At 38.5% G+C, this 19,250-nt stretch carries 24 protein-coding genes; 11 read left to right on the top strand and 13 right to left on the bottom strand.

Going from position 1 to position 19,250, the window contains the following annotated elements; all coding sequences use genetic code 11:
* The first annotated feature begins 263 nt into the window (after window positions 1–263).
* Window positions 264–713, top strand: coding sequence for a C-GCAxxG-C-C family (seleno)protein (locus ACYQ03_RS16100; protein ID WP_459910977.1), 450 nt, complete (start codon window positions 264–266; stop codon window positions 711–713).
* Window positions 714–931: 218 nt separating this feature from the next.
* Window positions 932–1,465: a DUF3189 family protein gene (locus ACYQ03_RS16095; RefSeq protein ID WP_459910976.1), complete on the top strand. Its 534-nt coding sequence runs from the start codon at window positions 932–934 to the stop codon at window positions 1,463–1,465.
* 116 nt (window positions 1,466–1,581) lie between these two features.
* Here ACYQ03_RS16095 and ACYQ03_RS16090 read toward each other — a convergent pair whose 3' ends face one another.
* The 3 genes from ACYQ03_RS16090 to ACYQ03_RS16080 form a co-directional block, all read right to left on the bottom strand.
* Window positions 1,582–2,553, bottom strand: a complete 972-nt coding sequence (locus ACYQ03_RS16090) for a sulfite exporter TauE/SafE family protein (RefSeq protein WP_459910975.1) — start codon at window positions 2,551–2,553, stop codon at window positions 1,582–1,584.
* A gap of 191 nt (window positions 2,554–2,744) precedes the next feature.
* Window positions 2,745–3,404 carry an esterase/lipase family protein gene (locus tag ACYQ03_RS16085; protein WP_459910974.1) on the bottom strand — a complete coding sequence of 220 codons (660 nt, stop codon included), beginning with the start codon at window positions 3,402–3,404 and terminating at the stop codon, window positions 2,745–2,747.
* 32 nt (window positions 3,405–3,436) lie between these two features.
* Window positions 3,437–4,546, bottom strand: coding sequence for an iron-containing alcohol dehydrogenase family protein (locus ACYQ03_RS16080; RefSeq protein ID WP_459910973.1), 1,110 nt, complete (start codon window positions 4,544–4,546; stop codon window positions 3,437–3,439).
* Window positions 4,547–5,270: 724 nt separating this feature from the next.
* On the opposite strand from ACYQ03_RS16080, the gene ACYQ03_RS16075 reads away from it, so the two are divergent.
* Complete coding sequence (locus tag ACYQ03_RS16075) at window positions 5,271–5,648, top strand: hypothetical protein (protein WP_459910972.1); 378 nt, start codon at window positions 5,271–5,273, stop codon at window positions 5,646–5,648.
* A 100-nt stretch (window positions 5,649–5,748) separates the two neighbouring features.
* On the opposite strand, the gene ACYQ03_RS16070 is transcribed toward ACYQ03_RS16075, so the two are convergent.
* From ACYQ03_RS16070 to ACYQ03_RS16060, 3 genes are read right to left on the bottom strand one after another with little or no spacing between them, the layout of a single operon-like run.
* Window positions 5,749–6,033, bottom strand: coding sequence for a hypothetical protein (locus ACYQ03_RS16070; RefSeq protein WP_459910971.1), 285 nt, complete (start codon window positions 6,031–6,033; stop codon window positions 5,749–5,751).
* A gap of 36 nt (window positions 6,034–6,069) precedes the next feature.
* Window positions 6,070–6,612, bottom strand: coding sequence for a small multi-drug export protein (locus ACYQ03_RS16065; protein ID WP_459910970.1), 543 nt, complete (start codon window positions 6,610–6,612; stop codon window positions 6,070–6,072).
* Window positions 6,613–6,669: 57 nt separating this feature from the next.
* Window positions 6,670–7,005 (bottom strand): PAS domain-containing protein, encoded by a 336-nt coding sequence (locus tag ACYQ03_RS16060; protein ID WP_459910969.1) that lies wholly within the window; start codon window positions 7,003–7,005, stop codon window positions 6,670–6,672.
* Between the two features lie 273 nt (window positions 7,006–7,278).
* On the opposite strand from ACYQ03_RS16060, the gene ACYQ03_RS16055 reads away from it, so the two are divergent.
* Entirely contained in the window at window positions 7,279–8,718 is a 1,440-nt protein-coding gene (locus ACYQ03_RS16055; protein WP_459910968.1) for a TrkH family potassium uptake protein, read from the top strand.
* A 63-nt stretch (window positions 8,719–8,781) separates the two neighbouring features.
* Here the strand turns inward: ACYQ03_RS16055 and ACYQ03_RS16050 are convergent, their stop codons facing one another.
* A complete protein-coding gene (locus tag ACYQ03_RS16050) occupies window positions 8,782–10,464 on the bottom strand; it encodes a sensor domain-containing diguanylate cyclase (RefSeq protein WP_459910967.1) in 1,683 nt (560 codons plus the stop codon).
* A gap of 163 nt (window positions 10,465–10,627) precedes the next feature.
* Here ACYQ03_RS16050 and ACYQ03_RS16045 point away from each other — a divergent pair, with 163 nt between their 5' ends.
* Window positions 10,628–11,467, top strand: coding sequence for an alpha/beta hydrolase (locus ACYQ03_RS16045; RefSeq protein WP_459910966.1), 840 nt, complete (start codon window positions 10,628–10,630; stop codon window positions 11,465–11,467).
* Window positions 11,468–11,488: 21 nt separating this feature from the next.
* On the opposite strand, the gene crcB (ACYQ03_RS16040) is transcribed toward ACYQ03_RS16045, so the two are convergent.
* Window positions 11,489–11,851, bottom strand: coding sequence for a fluoride efflux transporter CrcB (gene crcB, locus ACYQ03_RS16040; protein WP_459910965.1), 363 nt, complete (start codon window positions 11,849–11,851; stop codon window positions 11,489–11,491).
* A 28-nt stretch (window positions 11,852–11,879) separates the two neighbouring features.
* Complete coding sequence (crcB, locus tag ACYQ03_RS16035) at window positions 11,880–12,236, bottom strand: fluoride efflux transporter CrcB (protein WP_459910964.1); 357 nt, start codon at window positions 12,234–12,236, stop codon at window positions 11,880–11,882.
* A gap of 300 nt (window positions 12,237–12,536) precedes the next feature.
* On the opposite strand from crcB (ACYQ03_RS16035), the gene ACYQ03_RS16030 reads away from it, so the two are divergent.
* From ACYQ03_RS16030 to ACYQ03_RS16015, 4 genes are all read left to right on the top strand, one after another.
* Window positions 12,537–13,538, top strand: coding sequence for an arsenic resistance protein (locus tag ACYQ03_RS16030; protein WP_459910963.1), 1,002 nt, complete (start codon window positions 12,537–12,539; stop codon window positions 13,536–13,538).
* A gap of 315 nt (window positions 13,539–13,853) precedes the next feature.
* Window positions 13,854–14,321 (top strand): tyrosine-type recombinase/integrase, encoded by a 468-nt coding sequence (locus ACYQ03_RS16025; protein WP_459911419.1) that lies wholly within the window; start codon window positions 13,854–13,856, stop codon window positions 14,319–14,321.
* 55 nt (window positions 14,322–14,376) lie between these two features.
* On the top strand, window positions 14,377–14,595 hold the full coding sequence (locus tag ACYQ03_RS16020) for a hypothetical protein (protein ID WP_459910962.1): 219 nt from the start codon (window positions 14,377–14,379) through the stop codon (window positions 14,593–14,595).
* 1 nt (window position 14,596) lies between these two features.
* A complete protein-coding gene (locus ACYQ03_RS16015; RefSeq protein ID WP_459910961.1) occupies window positions 14,597–14,905 on the top strand; it encodes a spore coat protein in 309 nt (102 codons plus the stop codon).
* Between the two features lie 286 nt (window positions 14,906–15,191).
* On the opposite strand, the gene ACYQ03_RS16010 is transcribed toward ACYQ03_RS16015, so the two are convergent.
* Both ACYQ03_RS16010 and ACYQ03_RS16005 read right to left on the bottom strand, forming a co-directional pair.
* Window positions 15,192–15,569, bottom strand: a complete 378-nt coding sequence (locus ACYQ03_RS16010; protein ID WP_459910960.1) for a hypothetical protein — start codon at window positions 15,567–15,569, stop codon at window positions 15,192–15,194.
* A 38-nt stretch (window positions 15,570–15,607) separates the two neighbouring features.
* Complete coding sequence (locus tag ACYQ03_RS16005) at window positions 15,608–15,994, bottom strand: AAA family ATPase (RefSeq protein WP_459910959.1); 387 nt, start codon at window positions 15,992–15,994, stop codon at window positions 15,608–15,610.
* A gap of 420 nt (window positions 15,995–16,414) precedes the next feature.
* On the opposite strand from ACYQ03_RS16005, the gene ACYQ03_RS16000 reads away from it, so the two are divergent.
* On the top strand, window positions 16,415–16,795 hold the full coding sequence (locus tag ACYQ03_RS16000; RefSeq protein ID WP_459910958.1) for a hypothetical protein: 381 nt from the start codon (window positions 16,415–16,417) through the stop codon (window positions 16,793–16,795).
* 251 nt (window positions 16,796–17,046) lie between these two features.
* Here the strand turns inward: ACYQ03_RS16000 and ACYQ03_RS15995 are convergent, their stop codons facing one another.
* Window positions 17,047–17,907 (bottom strand): tyrosine-type recombinase/integrase, encoded by an 861-nt coding sequence (locus tag ACYQ03_RS15995; protein WP_459910957.1) that lies wholly within the window; start codon window positions 17,905–17,907, stop codon window positions 17,047–17,049.
* 30 nt (window positions 17,908–17,937) lie between these two features.
* Entirely contained in the window at window positions 17,938–18,126 is a 189-nt protein-coding gene (locus ACYQ03_RS15990; protein ID WP_459910956.1) for a hypothetical protein, read from the bottom strand.
* Between the two features lie 374 nt (window positions 18,127–18,500).
* On the opposite strand from ACYQ03_RS15990, the gene ACYQ03_RS15985 reads away from it, so the two are divergent.
* The gene (locus ACYQ03_RS15985; RefSeq protein ID WP_459910955.1) at window positions 18,501–18,740 is read left to right on the top strand and encodes a hypothetical protein; all 240 of its coding nucleotides are present in this window, start codon (window positions 18,501–18,503) and stop codon (window positions 18,738–18,740) included.
* The last annotated feature ends 510 nt before the right edge of the window (window positions 18,741–19,250 follow it).

The raw sequence follows: 19,250 nt of genomic DNA, 5'->3' as shown, positions 1-19,250 counted from the left end.
GACCATCCTTTGTAAGATAGCGCTGGCATGAATGTTGCTATTATTATTTTAAACACCGTAATTCTCATATGGACTAATGAATACTGGAGGTGGTAAAGAAAATTTAAAGAACTCGCCTGGCTGACTTAAAGATATCATGTATACTTACTTATTTATTGTAATACACCACACAATTTTTACTAGTTAGTATACTGAAAAATTCATGTACTAATTCCAATTCTCAAGCAATTTTTTAAGAAAATTAATAAATTGGGGGGAAAAAGATGGGTCAAGATATAATTACTGAAGCTCGTAATAAAGCAGGTGGTAATTTCAAGGATGGCTATAACTGTGCTGAAGCAGTATTTTTAGCCTTTCGTGAGTATTTAGCACCAGAAATGAGTCCAGATACCGTAAAGCTAGTAACTGGTTTTGGTGGCGGCTTGGGACATGCTGGATGTATGTGTGGTGCCTTAACAGGGGCAATCATAGCTTTAAATATGGTCAAAGGTAGAACTTCTCATGAAGAACCGCGTGATCCTGCCTATAATACTGCCCATGAGTTTCATGATCGCTTTGTAGGAAAGTTTGGTTCTACTTGTTGTCGCGTATTAAACCAGCATCCCTTCGATACACCAGAACATTTAAAAAATTGTTTAAAGATCACTGGTAATACAGGCAAACTTCTAATGGAATTCCTTCAGGAAAAAGGCATGTATAAGGCTGGCGAATAGTGGCCTTTATCTTAATTAGTTAATTCTTGGGTAAAATAATCTACCCTAACAATTTTGCATCGTACTCATCCATAATACCCCGGGTAATCAAATACCCGGGGACTTTTTTTCTATATACCAGTATAAAAAGCTAAGGTGATCCTTGGTTACTAAAGAATATTTGCCTTCTTTAATTTTTCTAAGCAGTAATTGGGTAGACTAGATTGGGGTGAAAAAGAATGTACATAATTTATTATGACGTTGGAGGAGCCCATTCTGTACAAACAGCCGCTGGTATCCATCTAGATATCCTACCAATGGAGGGTACTCCAAAACCTGAAGATTTATTTAAAATGAAAAAATTTGACAATACCTCTAAAACGGATTACGGTAGAATTATTTATGCTGGTACAGATGAATTTGGCAATAGAGTTTATACCCTAAGCTGTCAGTATGCCAGTCCTGTGGTTGTGCCTGCTATTCGGGATATGCACCAGATAGCAGGAGGTAACCCCCGGGAACTACTAATGGTAAGTACCCTAGGAACCATTAATTTACTAATGAAGATTGGTGGTTTCACCTCAAGACGACTGAAATGGGTTTCTATTGGTCGGCCAATTGTAATAAAAGGAACTATCCAGGCTTATCCCGAAATTGCCACCTTAGTTAAAGAAGTAAAGGACATGCTTCCAAAACAGCGGGAAGAACAAAGTGAGTCCAAGGAAGAGGGACTCCCGATCTTTCAATCCCCTCAAGCAAGCTGGAATAACTAAGATTTTCACCATATTTCAAGGTCTTGCTACAGCTATCTCTACAATAAAAAACCCACAGAGAGAGCATATCAATCCCTTCTGCAGGGTTTAATTTATTGTAGGTCCCGTGAGTCAAACTAGCTAAAAAAATACTGACCAATATAGCTCAGAGCTAAGAAGAGGATTAAAAAGGTAAGTATTATTTTAATTATTTTATCTGGTAGGAATTTCTGGATACGGGCACCAACATAAGTACCTAACAGTCCCCCAACACCAAAGAGTACCCCCAACAACCAGTCCGGGGTCACGGCTGTCTGGTTGGCAATACTGGTAGTAGCCAAGATGTGGTAATAAGTTACACCGGCGATAGAAGTAATAAAAGTACCCGCCAGTGCTGCACCGGCCACTGTATATACCGGCAATCCTAGTACAGCCACACAGAAAGGAGAAATAATGGCCCCCCCCCCTATACCATAAATGCCACCAATTAACCCAACCACCAATGAAAGACTCAAGATAGCCATTGCACTAAAGGAATAGGTTTCGCCCCAGAATTCATACTCAATTTTCTTCCAGGAAATGGATTTTGTTTTAACCACTGCCTCTGCAGGCAGACCAGAAGCTAACCGGCCGGAATTTTCTTCCTTCATTTTTGCCACCTGCTGGGCAAACTTTTTTTGCATAACTTTATTTTGCTCTACAACTTTTTTATTCCAACCCATCAATTCGGACAGCATTCTATAACCTAGATACAGGAGCACTAGACCCATAAAAACCTTGAAGGCTTTTGGGTCGGGCAGATAGAGGATACGTACCCAAGCCCCGATAAAAACTCCCGGCAGAGTACCAATAACCACTGCCCAAGTCAGTGGCCAGGCCATCCGGCCCTCTTTAATATAGCGATACAAACCACCAGGGATGGCCACAATGTTATAAATCAAGTTAGTGGGACTTACCGAAGGGCTAGTATAATGCAGTGCACTAACCTGAAAGGGTAGCAAGAGAAAAGCACCTGAAACACCAGCGGATGCAGTTAACGAAGAAACTAAAAATGCCACTAAGGGTGGTATGAAGGGAAGAACGTCAACTCCTGACACAGGAAAATGCATAGGTTTTCCTCCTTTCAAAATTAGGGATTAATCGTTAATTAGAAAACAACCCCCTCCCAATATGTGCACGCTGCATATAAGTGTTGAATTAATAATATTTTGGCTACAATATTATGTCAATATTTAAAATAAAGTTTACCGTAAAATTTTCCAACCTAACTAAAAAAGTGGATAATTCAGCCTAGGCTAAATTATCCACTACCTACTTTTTTAAAGTTACCTGTCTTTAAAAACCACGCAATATGCTGGGCAGTTCGGAACTCCTTATGAATATCGAGATGACCAAAGGGTAAAATCATAAAGTCCTTTAATCCTGTCAGCCACACAGACTCCACTGTAACTCTACCGTCATTTTCTCCCTTTAATAAGTTACCAAGGAGAAGGTTATTTTTGTTGCCTGCTAAAGCACCTACTTCCACAGAGAGATTGCTTAGACCTGGTAACTTCCTTACATGATAACTTTGTAAAGATTCTAGGGTTTTACATATAGTGGGGAGTAATCCAAAATATTTGCCAGCGATATCAGCTAGTTCACTGCCTTGGTTTGGTGTGGCCAATAAAACACATTTATCTACTTTACTTCTATACTTTGACTTGGCTAACCAACTCCTAATAACTAAACCTCCGGTGCTATGTCCTACTAAATGTATTTTCTCTTGGCCTTTCAAGTTTATCAGTCTTTCCTCCAGTGTATTCTCTAGTAATGATACACTGTGATTAAGCCGTTTATATGTAAGTGGTAAATTGACCAGAATACCCTCATAACCTAACATAGCCAAATTCTTTTTCAAGGGTTTCATATCTCTGTAATCTCTCATAAAGCCATGTAACAGTACAACTTTATTATTCATGCACGGCAAACACATCCTAACTATGATTTCTATCAAGCAGAAAGATTACTTGACCTAAATATTTCATAGATATCTCTTTCCTCCGGGATCGTTTCACAGTTTGCTAAGTTTTTTGTTCTAATGATTTTTTCCACATATTTGTTTTGTTCTTCAGTAGTGAGTTTTAAGTCGATAGGTTGGAGTACTTTTGTAAGCAACTGTCCGACTTCTGGAAGATTATGGTATCCCATGGCCTTAACAACCTTTGTCACCCTTTTCGGATTATGACGGGCTATGAAATCTAGTGCTGCTTTTAAGACAATTCCATTGGCCAAGCCATGGGGTAAATTCTTGTAATAGGTTAAGGGGTAACCCATAGCATGTACAATATTCGTTCCCGTCTGGGCAATAACCATACCGGCCAACATAGAGGCATAAAGAAGTTCTTCCCTCTGTACCAGAGAGATATTATCTGATTCCATTGTTCTAAGTAGCTTGCTAATAATATCAATACTTTCCAAGGCAAGCATATCAGTAAACACAGTGGCCCTTTTATTCAGGTAACCCTCAACACTATGAGTAAGGGCGTCCACAGCCGTATTAGCAGTAATAGGCCAATTAAGATTTAGCATATATCTGCCATCAAGGAAAGCCACCTTAGCAAATAAATCTTCTCCAGAAATTGATTTTTTGGTCTCAGCGCTATCAACAGTTAGAACAGCATAGGGTGTTACCTCACTACCAGTACCTGCAGTAGTTGGTATTGCTACTATCGGTAGTGCTTTGACCTCCCACTTTTTTGCCATTAATTCTTCTGAACTTATCTCATTAACAGCTAATATCGCCACTGCCTTGGCAGCATCCAAAGGGCTACCCCCGCCAAGACCAATAATAAATTCAGCACCCATTTTCTTAGCCCTTTGCCCTCCTTGAAACACAGTAGCAAGGCTAGGATTTTCTTCAACTTCATCATATATCTCATATTTAATACCTTCTTTATCAAGGGCAGCTATCACATCATTTAGTGAGCCATTCTTTTTAGAAGAACTACTCCCTGTTACGATCAAAGCCTTATTACCCAACAGCACAAATTGATTACTGTTTAAGTTAATGCATTCTGTGCCAGAAAATATTTTGGTTGGACAAAAAAAACTAAATTGCATCGTGGTCCTCCTAATAATTTTTAGCTATACTTCATGCTTTTTCATGTGCAGTACAAGCAGCCGAGGGATCGACCTGCTAATAGAATAGCCAATTTCAATGCTTGGTTATGTATTTTTATCAAGGGCTGTGAATACTAGCTCATTACCTATTTATATTTGGTACCTTTTTTTCAAAGAGCAGACAGGTTTTACCGGTCGCCCTCAATATCTCTAGGGAAGGTGGATATTTTGATTTTATACCATACGAACTACAACCATTGGGAAACCTGCTATCCCAGGTAATATAAAAATATTTGCACTTCTGACAGATTGGTTTTTGAAGAGTCACCTTAACGCCTCTTTCTACCCTATACTAAATTCAACTATTCATCATTTACCGCTATTTTCCTGCCATTTATACTCTATCTGTTCACCTGGCGAATTTTTTCTTCACCGTCTGCTATGAATACACGTATTTGACCCATATGATCCCCCTTTACAAATTACTTTCGGGATTATGTGTTAATGGTAAAGCTAACACTACACTACTGTCAAAGGAGGTAAAGAAATATCACAAAAATGTTAAACTTTTGAGAAAGATTTGTGACATTTAATTGTTATGATTTACATGTAGCCGTAAAGACAGTACAACAAACTAAATATTCACCGTACTGGCCGAGGCTAGTCCCAAATAAGATGATTAACCCCTTGGGATAAAATAATAATATATTTGGAGGAATGTAAAATGAAACGTAAAGTAATTGCTAGTATTGTAACACTCGCCTTAGGAGCTCTATTGGTACCTGTTGCTTTCGCTGCAAGTGATAACAACCAAGCTAACCCTGCACCAACTGCACCCAGTACTCAAAATCAGCAGTTTATTGATCAAATGTTTGAAAATCATAAGGACTGGCTCGATTATGCTGTCAAAAACAAACAACTGACTGAAGAGCAAGCTAAAGACTGGACCCAGCATTTTGAACAGATGAAAGAATTCCATAGTCAATACGGCATGGGCCCTGGTATGATGGGTAATGGCGCAGCAGGCTGCCCTGGTATAGGCAACTCTAATGGTTTCGGTCCAGGTATGATGGGTAATTTCAACGCCTTCCAAAGTAAATAAGGGTAACTTAGTCTCAAACTGCTAATAACATTGAAGCACGAACCCCTCTATAAGAGATGTTCGTGCCTTTTTCTTATATCATATTAGGAGTCTCACAACATTAGTCATTTGTTTTAATATCACTATTTACCCATCGGTGGTCGTAGCTCTTATAATACTCCCACAAAGCTGCAGCATACTTCTCGTTTACCGAGTCGGGAATGTAATTTAATAATTTTACCCGGCACAATAATTCACGCTTGATATCTTCCATCTGCTGCAGTTTGAGACCTTGCACGGCCTTGGCGATCACATCCAGATTCTGTAGCCCCACTATGGCATCTCCTACCTTTAGGTAAGTCATTCTCGCAGCCTTTGGATCACATAAACTCATCTTAAAGTTCATTCTATCCTCCTATAAGGCCATTATATAAATGTGTTCTTAATTTTTATTAAATATTCGAATAAGAAATCCGTTTTCCTCCACATTGGGAACAAAAATGGTCACCCCATAACTGGCTGTCATAGCAGATACAACCGTCCATAACACTAAGCTAACAAACATCCAAATAAACACCAGTCGTCTTTTAGAACCAAAGCTCATGGCCATAAAGGCAGAAATGTGAGAACCTACGATGAGTGGACCAAAAATGGTTAGCCCAGGTAAACCATATTTGTTAAAAAGACTTCTGGCTCGTTCTTCCTTTTTAGAACCTTTTTCTGATAGTAATTCTTGACTGTTTGGCAACTCTTCTTTAATATGACCTTCCACATATATACGCTTTAATTTTCTTGTCCTCAGCCATCCCTTTACTTTATCTAGAAAGGCAATTAACAGCACCACAGTGAGTAAATTTCCTAAGAACCCTAGTATAGCCACGGGTATCGGTGATAGACCTCCTATTATCGCCAGTGGTACAACTGTAACCAGTTCAAACAAAGGGATGGCAGCTAATAAAAATACTAAAAAGTAAGATACAAACATTTCCACCTCTCCTATTCTGGCGATTTTAATCTTGCAATTTTTTTATCTCGTTCTACCCTATTTCCTAATAAAATGTGGAATATCATTTGGTAATTCAATAATCAGCTCCACAATACCCTGATAAACACCATCTTTATACCAAGGGGACTGATAAACCAATTTTTTAACCCCTTCTTTCTCAATAGAATAGCAATTGTTGGTCTGGTTTTTTAACATTAATTGAAGCTTCTCTTGAGATTTACTAGCGTGACAATCCAATACGTTTTTGCCAATTAAGTCCATTCCACCATCCTTTTCAAAGTTTTTGCAGGACTTATCGTTCATCTCAATAATTTTTCCGTTTGTATCACATACCGTCACTGATACAGGAAATTCCTTAACCCAAACTGACATTTTACAATCCTCCTTCATTAGTTACTTAAAGTTAATTCTTTGACAGATTGGTTTTTCCTTCTCAGTGTACCTTCAAGTGGCCCTCAGCACGCATCATAAAAAAATTTACAAAACCTTTAATTACTGGAGGTGTTTTATATAATCTTAATTCATCTTTATACTTTCTTTATGTCTATAATTATTTTCTTTATCCTAATAATATGTTTATTGGCTATATAATGACTTCAAAACCAACTGTGGGCCATTCACTTAACATACAGGGGGAAATTAGAATTGCATATCAACTTGGTGTTAAAAACTTTGGGACTTGTCCTACTGATAGAGGCAGTCGCAATGGTTCCTAGCCTTTTAGTGGAACTCATTTATCAAGAATCTAGCCTCTTGCCCTTTATCGTAGGAATCAGCGCTGCTGGTTTAGTTGGCATGGGGCTTTATCTCGTGCCCATTCATAATAAGAACGTAGGTTACCGAGAAGGATTTGCTATTGCCACCTTTGGTTGGGTTCTTTTAACTCTCTTTGGGGCTATTCCCTTTACTGTAGCAGGAGCAGTACCTAGTTACATTGATGCGGTATTCGAAACAATGTCAGGTTTAACTACCACTGGAGCTTCAGTTATTCCCAATGTTGAAGTACTACCTCATAGCATTCTCTTTTGGCGTAGCTTTACCCACTGGCTAGGTGGCGTGGGAATCATCGTGCTAACCTTAGCACTTATTCCATCCTTAAATATAGCAGGTATACAGATGTTTAAGGCGGAGGTTCCTGGCCCGACTAAAAGTAAGGTAGTACCAAGGGTCGCTCAAACATCTCGTCAGCTTTATAAAGTATATCTGATTATAACAGTAGCTAATATTCTAGCTTTGAAGTTAGCAGGTCTCTCTTGGTTTGACTCTCTAATTCATTCCTTTGGCACGGTGGCCACAGGGGGTTTTTCAAATTACAATGCCAGTGTCGGACATTTCCAAAGTGCAATCATAGAAACAATTCTTATTTTCTTTATGCTAATCTCCGGTATAAACTTTGCTCTACACTACAATTGGATGCGGGGCAATGGACGACCACTATTAAAGGACAAGGAAACCCGGACTTTTCTTGGAATTGTTGGTCTTAGCACTCTGGTCATTACCTTGAATCTAATCTTTACTACTGATAATGCCTGGGAGCAAGCCCTAAGGGAAGCTGCTTTTACTGTCTCTGCGATTATTACCACCACTGGTTATGCCACAGCAGATTTTGAGCAATGGTCCTCCTTTAGTAAGCTTATTATATTGCTGATCATGTTCTGTGGTGGCTGTGCCGGGTCGACCAGTGGTGGCCTAAAGGTTGGCAGATTATTGATTTTACTGAAATCCTTTTCTCGCCAGTTGATGCGTCTTATCCACCCTAAAGCTGTTATTCCTGTACGTATCGGCAAAGATGTAGTTCCTGAAGTAGTAGTTGAGTCTGCTCATACCTTCTTTACATTATATATTTTATTTTTAGCATTAGGCACTGCCGCTATGACCGCCTTGGGTCTAGATTTGGTATCAGCTTCATCAGCTGCCTTATCAGCCCTAAGTAACACTGGACCTGGATTAGGCATGGTTGGGCCGATGTCTAATTACGCCACAGTCCCCGATTTAGGTAAGGTTATATTAACTGCCTTAATGTTGCTAGGTAGACTAGAGATTTACACAGTTCTATTAGTTTTTAGCGTTAAATTCTGGCGTTAAGTAAAAGGAAGCAAGAGAACAGTTCTCTTGCTTCCTTTATTATACACCGCGTTCAATCTCCTTTTAGGTATTTTCCTCATTAAGAATTACTTGTATAACTTTATTCCTACCAGTTTCTTTGGCCTGGTATAGGCAATCATCTGCAGTTTTTAGAAGTTTCTCGGCAATATCACCAACTGGTTCCTCTAGTAAGGGTGTGAAGGTGGCAATGCCAATACTTACAGTAATTCTCAACCTGTAGTTTTCTCTATCAAATACAAAGTTCTCCACATCTTGTCTGATGCGCTCGCCAAGTTCCTTGACCTGTTGGCCTCTAACAAAGGGAACAATTAAAATGAATTCTTCACCACCAAAACGCCCCACCACATCATGATCCCTACTGCAGCTTCGGAGAAGTTGAGCAAATTCCTTTAGCACTACATCCCCAGTGGCGTGACCATAGTTATCGTTAACCTGCTTAAAGTGATCTAGATCCAGCATAAATAGCGAAATATTTTTCTTCATGGAACCACTGAGAACAATTAGACGTTCTATTTCCTGATTCAGATATCTCCTGTTATAAAGTCCAGTTAATTCATCTGTGATAGAAATTTGGGCCAACTGATAGTTTTTTTGATTTAAGTGATTAGTATATTGCTCCAGTTGTTCAATTAGGTTATTTAATTGGTTTGTCTTTTCAAGTATATTTGCGGACATATGGTTGATTGCAGTAGATAGTTCTTGAATTTCAGTGTTAGCCGGGATACTAATAATAGATCGGTAATTTCCCTCGGCTATGCTGATTACTTCTGCAGCAAGAAACTCTAAGGGTTTTGATAGTTTCCTCGAGTAATATACACCAAACAATAGGAACACCACAACAATAAGGCCTGAAGCAACCACAGCAAGAAAGTAAGTTTGCAAACCATATTTCATCATTGCACTGTGGTATTCCATTTCAGCCACTAGACCTATTTTAATCTCTGTTAAATTGCGGTACACCCCAAAGACTTTTTTATTTCGGTAATTTTTGTAAATACCTCGACTATTATTACCCTCTGAAAACTGATTAAGGGGTTCTTTTATAACCTTTAATCTTAATGAGGTAAATTCCTGCAAAAACTTAGATTGACTAACCATAAACCCTTGTTGGTTTACCAAATAAGTTTCGCCAAGCTCCCCTAGGGAGGTCTGCTGAACCAAATTTGTAATAACCTCAATTTTAACTACACCAAAAAGAATTCCTACAATTTCATCCTTTTGTTTGACCGGAGTAGCAATAAATATCACTGGCTCTTTAGTATTTCGGCTTAATAAAACCTCACTAACGTAGGTTTCACCCTTCATGGCTTGCTGAATATACGCCCTGTCACCAATATATGTATGACTAACCTTTGACTTAAAGGGTTCAACCTTTATCTTACCATCTGTCCCTACCAAAACAATTGTTTTAAAATTTTTATCCATATTTAATGAGTTTTCAAGAATTCTTTTTGCTGTAGCATAATCCATCGATTTAATCCTTTGATTATTAGCCAGGCCAACAAGAAAATTCTTTCTATTATCTGACCAGTTAGTAATAGCATTTTCCTCAGCATCAATTAGGTATTCCAGGGTATTAAAAACTGAACGTTCTAGTACATTTTTACTCTGCACATAGCTAAAGATCCCCACCGCAAGAGCTGGTAGAATAATGAAGGTCATAAAAATAATTAGTAAAGAGGATCTAATTCGTCTTTTTCTAACAAAAAAATCTAGCATCTTCATATCCGAACTCCAAAAAGTAGAAATTTTGTATATTATAGCATTTTGCGTCTTTAGGATATAGTTTTGAATTTGGACTCATAACTAACACTATACTCATTTTCATTTTTTCTTCATGTCTGTGTTATAGTGTATGGATAAAGTAATTACAGGAGGAACATTTCTAATGAAATCTGAATTAGTCTCGGTAGAAACACAAGATCAGGTGGTTCTGCATGGAGCCTTTTTCGAAGGTGCATTGAGCAAACCAGTTGTACTCATATTACATGGTGCTGCTATGAATTTTTATACAGGTGTGGGCCGTTTTTTACCAGAGATCTTAAATCCACATGGTTATGCTTGTCTGAGTGCCAATCATCGTGGACACGATTTTGGTACAGCACCAGATAGTGATAAAAAACCAGTATTAGGGCTTATGCGGGAACGCTTTAAAGATTGTGCTTATGACTTGTGGGCTTGGGTCAATTATCTTCATCGGAAAGGCTTTGAAAAAATCATATTATTAGGGCACAGTCAAGCTGTACCCAAGATTTTATATTGGCAAAATCTCGAACAGCATCCTAGAATTGTAGGTCTAGTTCTGGTTAGCCCCCCACCCTCTGTATCTAAAATGATGCGCTTTTTAGTAGGTGATAATTACTATGAAAGAGGGCTTTTCAAAGCTAATGAACTTAAGGAATTAGGTGTTGAGGATCAATTGATTGTTTTGCGAGGGAGAGGTACTATGCCCTATATTTTTACTCCTGAGACCTTTCTAAGTTTTTACGGACCTGATACACCCGCGGATACCGAGGAGTTAGTCAAGAATATTTTTTGTCCGATATTACTTGTAAGGGGCTCCCAGGATTTTCAGCCAGTTTCCAGTAAGTTATTAGATAATATTAAGAAAAATGCTGGTAATTTTGAGAAATGTAAAATCGTTGAAATTGAAGGATCTGGTCATTTTTATTCCCAGCACGAGCAGGAACTGGGGGAAGTTATTCGACAATGGTTAAATGGTGTTTAATCCAAGTTGATTTTTTAAATTCTAAAGCTGTTTTCCTATTATAAAGCCACCATATGCCAAGATAACCCCTACCACCACACTGACAACGAGATACAACAACGAAGTCACCGCTTCTTTCTTACGCATTAACTCCACTGCTTCCAACTCAAAGGTGGAAAAAGTGGTAAAGGCACCCATAAAACCGGTACCCAGTAAGAAGAACATTTCAGACGGCAATTGCTTGTAGCCAAAAAGCAGACCCAGTAAAAAGGACCCGGTAATATTGATGGTAAAGGTGCCAAAGGGAAAAGGCTTGTTGTGCTTAGACTGGATATAGTTATTCAACCCAAAACGGCTCATAGCTCCTAAGAAGCCCCCTACAGCTACCAATAAAAATACATTCATTACTTGGCCACCCCTGTTGCGTTTATTTTCATATGTAGAACTTATTAGCCATTCTGATTCCCATCCACGACAACGCCAGCCCACCAGCCACACTAATTATCACATATACCAGGGCCGCTAAGAAATTACCTTGTTCTAGCAAATTAATAGTTTCTACAGAAAAGGTGGAAAAGGTGGTAAAGGAACCAATGCACCCAGTGTTAATGGCTAAAAGATAATTCCTGGGCAGTTTCCAGAGCAGGGTACTGCCATAAGCGATAAAGCTAAGTAAAAAACTTCCCAGCAGGTTTACAGTCAAAGTACCGTAGGGAAAGCCAGTCATAGTCAATTGCTGAATGGATGTACCTAGATAAAATCGCACCAAAGCACCAAAAACACCACCCATACCCACGCATAAATAGTTCAGTTTCGATCGCCTCTACTTCCCTTATCAAAACTAGTGGCTAAGTTCCATACTAAAACTATTATAACGCGGGGATAACCATTTTGAACAACTCATCTATTAATTGTTGAAGACTCTTAAAAAAGTATCCAAACTACACTAGTATTGCATTAACAAAGCCCAATGGAAGCATAATTGCAAATAGAAGTTTCGAATAGTTTGTTTTTCTCGGTTTATCTAAGCTTGTCCAAAGTTTTATTAATAATGGACATAACTAGTAATTAATAAAAGGATGAGTGAAATATGGATCAAATAAAAACAGGTTTTGCTAAACAGTTATTTTTTTGGCCTTCAAAGAATATTTCTCGGGCTATACCGATAATTCTTTTACTGGGGTTTTTTACAGGTATATTAACGGATATCAGCTCACTAAAAAAACTAATCCTACCTATTACAGTGCTTATGATTTATCCGACTATGATCGGATTCAAAGCAAACGAAATATTAGGTTTCGCGCACGGCAAACTTCTAGTCACTGTTATGCTTTTAAACTTCCTATTAATCCCCGCTTTTGCTTATCTACTGGGGACCCAATTCCTCCTAAATGAGCCTGAACTTTTTGCCGGACTAGCGATTACTTCCTTATTACCAACCAGCAACATGACAATAGCTTTTACAATGCTAGCTAAAGGAAATGTTCCAGCTTCAATTAAGATGACAACGCTTGGCTTATTGCTTGGTTCTTTTCTTGCACCCTGGTACCTTTATCTTTTGGTCGGTAAGTATGTTCCGGTGGATATCTTAGCAACAATTAAGACAATTGCTCTTGTTATTCTGATTCCATTGATCCTGGGAGTGCTTACCTATAACTACCTGCTGAAAAAATACTCTCAGGATTATTTTCAAAAACAAATCAAGCCCTATTTGCCTGCATCAAGCACTTGGGGTATGGTGCTTATCATCTTCATTAGTATGGGCATGAATGCACAAAGAATAGCTTCTCATCTAGATGTTTTTGCAGTGGCTTTTGGGGTTCAACTTGTTTTTTATGCTGTCAACTATGGGGTAGCTATATTGCTCGGACGAAAATTCTTTGAAGAAAAAGACAGCCTTACTCTAGTGTTTTCAACTGTTTTGCGTAATCTATCTATTTCTATTGGTTTGGCAGCAACCGCCTTTGGCTCTAATGCAGCGTTGATGGTTTCTTTAGCCTTCCTGATTCAGGGGCAAGCTGCTGCAGGATTCATAAAGTTAAATGAAAAGTATAGTTTGCTAACTTCCAAGAGAAAAACAATTGGAGGCTAATTTATAAATTACTAATGACCTTTTGACTTTCCTTAAATTGCTCAAAACCAATTCATCGATAAGGAAGGTAAAATCCGTTTTATAGATGTACATCCCATAGAGAGACAACCGGAACGAAAAAATATTTAAAATACTAGCATCTCTTTAATAAAGAATGCGCCACACCGTCAAAGCGGTTTAGTGGCGCATTCTTGTTTCAAAATAGTTCTTCTTGGAATTACTTATTGTGCATTTCTTTAAAGTGTTTACGCATTAAATTAAGCATACAATGACCATGTCTGTGATGACGAGTCAGTAATCCAACTTTCAATCTTGGTGAACTGCGGCTTGCGCGTTTCCGAACTGGCAAACCTACGCACCGCCGACGTCGATCTTGACAACGGTATATTGACGATCTTTAGCGGCAAGGGCGACAAGTTCCGTAAGGTTCCGTTGGGCAAGGCAACCGTCAAAGCCGTCAATGAATATTTAGAGCAACAGAAAAATGCCGAAACCGATTACCTGTTTACTTCTAAACGTTCGCCCAAGCTTACAGACCGAGCCGTTCAACACTTATTCGAACGCATATCCAAGACCGTAGGTTTCAAAGTTACCCCGCATATGTGCCGTCATACCTTTTGTAAACAGATTGCCGATAAGACGGGGAAACTTGAAGTTGTTGCGGACTTGGCGGGGCATAGCAATATTGAAACGTCAAGGCGTTATGTAACACCAAGTATGAAGGAGTTAAAGAAGGCGATTGAGGATGTAGAATTTTTACGTTTAACTATTTTTTTCGATTAATAAAATTTATGGATTTTGGAAGAATAGAGTAAACACTTAATTAGGGGGGAAAATTTTGAGACAATTAACACCTAGTGAAGTTATTCAGCTTAGAGAAATGCTTCAAATGGAAAGTAATGCTTTGGCTAAAAGTAAGGCTACACTTCCCTTAATTACCGATGATGATTTACGGAGAGAAGCCGTAAACGGTATTCAAGCAATGGATACTAGGGTTAGAGGGTTACAGCAATTTATTGTCGAAAATGAAATAATTCGGACAGAGGGGGTGCATTAATATGCCTTCATTATTTGGTGGGCTTATGGGCGGTGACGCTGAACATGGTATTTCCAATGAAATCATTGCAAACGATATGCTAGCTGGAGCTAAAGCAGCAGCACAGGGATATCTTAATGCAGCACTCGAATCGTCAACTCCAGAGTTAAAGAATCTCTTTAGTAGTTATGTAACTCAAGTATTAAATGGACAACAAAGTACAAGTGAATTAGCCCTAAAAAAAGACTGGTATCGTCCATATAAGCCTGAACAGGAACAATTACAGGAAACATTCCAGTTTTCACAGACAATAACCGAAGCACATGCTTAAAAATTTCTATTGATTAATATTTATAGCATAAGGCATGAAAACTAAAATATTGAGAGTAGGCAAACCTTATGCTATATAAACCCCTAGATACTATCTGGGGGTTATTAATTGTCGATTCTCAAATTAATTAGGCCCGCATTCTCACATTAAAATATCACATTTCTACCCAAACCCACCCCTGATTTGCAAATTAATTCGGCAGTTACCAGTACAGTTATCAAATTAAATTAGTACCACTCACCATAGCCATTAAAAAAAATAACCGGGGCAACACCCCGGCGATCGTTTAAATATTAAGCTCGTTTTGTGCGTGGTAAACCACTTCCTCATCTATCCTTCTTTGGTTTTGGTTACAAGCGTAAATCAATGAGTTTGTCATTAGGCTGTTTACCACTCTGGGCATCCCATTAGAATTTGCATAAATCGCCTCAAAGGCTGCCTCAGTAACAATATCTTCTACCATTCCAGCCAACTCAAGCCTGCTTTTGCAGTAATCCTTAATCTCCTCTTTCTTTAACCCTTGCATGATATGCTTAACCGTCAATCTCTGTCGAAGAGGCTTGTTAATATTCATATCCAATTTGTTACGTATTGTAGGCTGGCCAGACATTATGAGGATGAAGGGATTCTGTAAATCCATTTTAAAGTTAAAGATTAACCGCAAGTCCTCCAGTAGTTTGTTGGATGCCAGATGAATCTCATCTAAGATAATGAACCGGTATGATCCGATTTATCGTAATACATAGAACTAACCGCCTGCTGAATCTGACGGAAGATGACCACTTTTTTATGGGCTGGCTGCTCGCCTAATTCGAGGGCAAGTCCCTGATAAAACTCTGATACTGTAACCGTAGCCAGTAAAAAGTAACAGTGCCGATACAGGGATGGGTTTAACTCACTGACAAATTTACGCAAGGTTGTGGACTTACCAGCCCCCGGTTCTCCGGCTACCAGACCAATACCCCGGGTAGTTTGTAAATATTTTAGTCTTTGCTCTAACTCTTGTAAATCCTGACTGATATAGAGCTTGTCTGCAGGTACTTCTTTAGTGAAAGGATTGAATTTAAGACCAAAGTATTGAAGAAACATTAGACCTCACCTTCCTTGTTAGTTTTCTTTGCTAGTTCAGTAAAGGAAATACGGTATTATATTAATTTCATTGTTTATTTTCCGTGATGCTATAAATTTATTATCCTAAATTTGCTGCACAAAATTTAGCAAATGCTAACCTTCGATTTACTCTGTATGTGGCGCAACAAGTATTGGGCAAGACCGGGAAGTTAGAAGCCTTCGCCGACCTTGCAGACATTACAATTTTGAAACGTCTAGGCGTTATGTAACCCCTAGTATGAAGGAATTGAAGAAGGCTGTTGAGGAGGAATTTGAAGGGTAATATTTTTGCTGAACAACATGGATGTTATGAGAAATAGATAAACTTTTTAAAGGTATCATTAATGCTTTGAAGAATGTATTTCAAAATCAAGTTAGCAAATTCAAGAGGTGTGAACCATGAAACTTACTAAACAAGAGGTTATGTTTTTAGTTTTATTAACTGGCTCATATTTTGCACTTGTTTTTATTTATAGGCTCCTTGAAGAAACAATTGAACCTAAGCTAGCATTCGTATTATTTACAAGTTTTTACGGATTTGTCCTCATGACTTTTTTTGTACTTTATAGGAAGGGTACTATAAATTTCTTCATCTTTAACAATGACGAAAATTATAGGAAAAAATCTAGCAAAATAGGAATTATTGTTTCTCTTTTAATAATTCTAATGGGTTTCTTGGTTTATTTCTTGCCTTATAATCAAGCAAGAATTATCTGCCACATATTGCTTATCTTAGGTTCTATAGCGATCCTAATTAATTCGCTTCATAATATTGGCTAAACACTTAGTGCACACTTTTTAGCAAATGTTCACCAATTGCTTTATAAGTTCTGTAGATAGATATTGCATTATACAGACCATAAAGTCACTTAAATTGTTACCAGATAGTTGCTACTTTCAAATGCCCCTAAGAAGTCCACAATTTAGCTCCACAGGACGTTATATTTAGTTAGTACGCTTACATTACCCAATCAAATATCGCGGCATAAAACAAAAATAAGAAGGTGGTTAATCCTTCTCATTGACAATAATTATAACTTTTCCAATGCTTCTAGTTGCTCTTTCTGCGAAGGGTCTATATAAATCGCTGTGGTGTGGATGCTCTCATGAAGGGCAAGCCTACGAATTGTTTCAATACCTACCCCTGCATTAGCTAGGTTCTTGTTAAAGCTATGTCTGAACCTATGGGGAGTAATGAACCCCATGTTCGCAAGTTCAGCATATTTATTAAGCATTAGCTGGATACCCCTAACACTAAACTGACCAGACCTCTCACTTATAAAGACATAAGGTGAATCACTGTAAATATCCTTTGTTAAGGATAGACGGTATTTTAGCCAAGCTCTTAAATTCCGTGAATACTTGCCAAGCATAGTCTGTACAGCATATTTCCCATGCTTACCTTCTCTAATGGTAATATCAATATTGCCATTGACCTTCATATCCTCCAGCTTCAGGTCAATCACGGCCAAGTTACGAAGCCTTTTAAATTCGTTCTTTTCCAGTTCAACGTAAGATATAAACCGGGATTGTTCTTCTTTGGTAAGGCATTTAGTAGTTCCTTTTAATTTGTCGGTCTGCTGTACCTTCTGTATTTTAATCCTGGTCATAGGGTTATCCCTTACAATGCCCTGGCCAGCAAGGAAAGAAAAGAAGGTCTTTAGTGCTGCTATTCCCTTATTAATAGTAGCCTGTGACCTGTTAAGAGTATGTTTGAGGTAGCTAAGAAACTCCTTAATATCAATGGGTTTGGATTCTTCTATCCTGCGATGCCCTGTACTACCTTCATACCATGTTAGGAATTGTCCTACAGAAGTACGATACGCTTGGATAGTTTTGCTGTCTTTACCCTCGTTATGTAACCATGATAAGAAATCATTTAGATAATCCATGCTGTCTGCTCTCCTCCACTAGACATTGCTTTAATTGTGGAGATTGCCAACTGTCAGGGTAGCGGTTAAAGAACCTTTTTGTAAATGTTGCCTATAGTCATTAATCGCTGTTAGGCTTTTACCCTGTGCTTGTTTCCAAAACAAAAAGCCCTGTACGGCTTCCTGCCATGTTGTGGACACCTCAATAACTTGTTTAATTGTTGTCTGTTTCCTTGCCATAATAAAAAACCTCCTTAGTGTTTAGAACACCACAGAGGGAACAAGTCCTGTGTGTTAAAAGACCATTTTCAGACACACAGGATTTTTGCTATAAAACAAAAATTCCAACGACCTATTAGATCGCTGGAACCCTTGTAAATACTAAGTTGGTGCCCGGAGCCGGGGTCGAACCGGCACGATGTTGCCATCGCAGGATTTTAAGTCTACTTTTCGCCATTTATCGACCTTAGCCCTTTATTTTCAAGGGTTCCCGTTTTATGATGTTCTTTAGAATTAACGGACTGCCTTTCTTGTACAGGTCACGTTGAATGGAAGTCCTGTAGTTAAAGATAACATATTTTTTCAGAGTTTACAATAATTAGAGGAGGTATTATATGACTATCTTTGGAACACCCGAACTTGAAAAAAGCATACCGTTGATTAGCGAAGAACGAACCGAAGACGGGAAGACCGTTCGCAAGTTTAAAAACGGTAAATTAAATATTATCGCCGTTTACCACAACAAGCCAAGCCAAAAGGCTATTGAAAACTTCAATAAGGCGTACAACGAACTTGCCCACGATTGGGTTGAACGGCAATACGCCAAGGAACAAAAGGAAAGGGCGTCGGCTTAATGTCGGCGTCTATTTACATTATTAACTCCACCCGTTATACAGGTGAAACCTAAACCACCCGGGGGGGTAAAAGTAAGGGGGGAGAGTTTATATCGTCGTACACCCTGCATTAAATGCAAGATGTCCAATATTTCTAGACTAAAAGGGCATTTGGACATAATGGAATCGGTTGTTATTGACGTGGGGGAAACGTTAACCCTTGAAATATATAGTGTCAAGCTATTTAACTTGACATAAAATAAGCGGTAGAGCGTCCTAATCTGTCCACCCCGGCGAATTCCACTTTTGAAAGTTAACGTTCAATGACAGAGGTTTATTAAAGACTTCTGTTAAGAACGGGGCGTTGTGAAGTTCTTAAAGAACCTTGCAAAATAAGAGGATATAATTTCCCTTTAAAGACCCGGGGGCGTTATTAGATACGTCGCATAAGAAAAATTATACGACGAAATATGTAGACTAACCCCTTTGATTAGTCGTATAATATAGGTAAAGCAAGTAATGATTTACGTC

The sequence above is a fragment of the Desulfotomaculum defluvii genome, assembly GCF_054657375.1.
The sequence above is the reverse complement of the archived record's forward strand: the minus strand, read 5'-3'. Positions and strand labels throughout refer to the sequence as shown.

Excerpts from the sequence above, each read along its gene's own strand:
- ACYQ03_RS16070 (WP_459910971.1), bottom strand. The coding sequence starts at position 6,033 with ATGAACTTTAAGATGAGTTTATGTGATCCAAAGGCTGCGAGAATGACT.
- ACYQ03_RS16085 (WP_459910974.1), bottom strand. The coding sequence starts at position 3,404 with ATGAATAATAAAGTTGTACTGTTACATGGCTTTATGAGAGATTACAGA.
- ACYQ03_RS16005 (WP_459910959.1), bottom strand. The coding sequence starts at position 15,994 with ATGTTTCTTCAATACTTTGGTCTTAAATTCAATCCTTTCACTAAAGAA.
- ACYQ03_RS16015 (WP_459910961.1), top strand. The coding sequence starts at position 14,597 with ATGCCTTCATTATTTGGTGGGCTTATGGGCGGTGACGCTGAACATGGT.
- crcB (WP_459910964.1), bottom strand. The coding sequence starts at position 12,236 with ATGGGTGGTGTTTTTGGTGCTTTGGTGCGATTTTATCTAGGTACATCC.
- ACYQ03_RS16060 (WP_459910969.1), bottom strand. The coding sequence starts at position 7,005 with ATGTCAGTTTGGGTTAAGGAATTTCCTGTATCAGTGACGGTATGTGAT.
- ACYQ03_RS16075 (WP_459910972.1), top strand. The coding sequence starts at position 5,271 with ATGAAACGTAAAGTAATTGCTAGTATTGTAACACTCGCCTTAGGAGCT.
- ACYQ03_RS16095 (WP_459910976.1), top strand. The coding sequence starts at position 932 with ATGTACATAATTTATTATGACGTTGGAGGAGCCCATTCTGTACAAACA.
- ACYQ03_RS15995 (WP_459910957.1), bottom strand. The coding sequence starts at position 17,907 with ATGGATTATCTAAATGATTTCTTATCATGGTTACATAACGAGGGTAAA.
- crcB (WP_459910965.1), bottom strand. The coding sequence starts at position 11,851 with ATGAATGTATTTTTATTGGTAGCTGTAGGGGGCTTCTTAGGAGCTATG.
- ACYQ03_RS16100 (WP_459910977.1), top strand. The coding sequence starts at position 264 with ATGGGTCAAGATATAATTACTGAAGCTCGTAATAAAGCAGGTGGTAAT.
- ACYQ03_RS16065 (WP_459910970.1), bottom strand. The coding sequence starts at position 6,612 with ATGTTTGTATCTTACTTTTTAGTATTTTTATTAGCTGCCATCCCTTTG.
- ACYQ03_RS15990 (WP_459910956.1), bottom strand. The coding sequence starts at position 18,126 with ATGGCAAGGAAACAGACAACAATTAAACAAGTTATTGAGGTGTCCACA.
- ACYQ03_RS16050 (WP_459910967.1), bottom strand. The coding sequence starts at position 10,464 with ATGAAGATGCTAGATTTTTTTGTTAGAAAAAGACGAATTAGATCCTCT.
- ACYQ03_RS15985 (WP_459910955.1), top strand. The coding sequence starts at position 18,501 with ATGACTATCTTTGGAACACCCGAACTTGAAAAAAGCATACCGTTGATT.
- ACYQ03_RS16080 (WP_459910973.1), bottom strand. The coding sequence starts at position 4,546 with ATGCAATTTAGTTTTTTTTGTCCAACCAAAATATTTTCTGGCACAGAA.
- ACYQ03_RS16045 (WP_459910966.1), top strand. The coding sequence starts at position 10,628 with ATGAAATCTGAATTAGTCTCGGTAGAAACACAAGATCAGGTGGTTCTG.
- ACYQ03_RS16000 (WP_459910958.1), top strand. The coding sequence starts at position 16,415 with ATGAAACTTACTAAACAAGAGGTTATGTTTTTAGTTTTATTAACTGGC.
- ACYQ03_RS16090 (WP_459910975.1), bottom strand. The coding sequence starts at position 2,553 with ATGCATTTTCCTGTGTCAGGAGTTGACGTTCTTCCCTTCATACCACCC.
- ACYQ03_RS16030 (WP_459910963.1), top strand. The coding sequence starts at position 12,537 with ATGGATCAAATAAAAACAGGTTTTGCTAAACAGTTATTTTTTTGGCCT.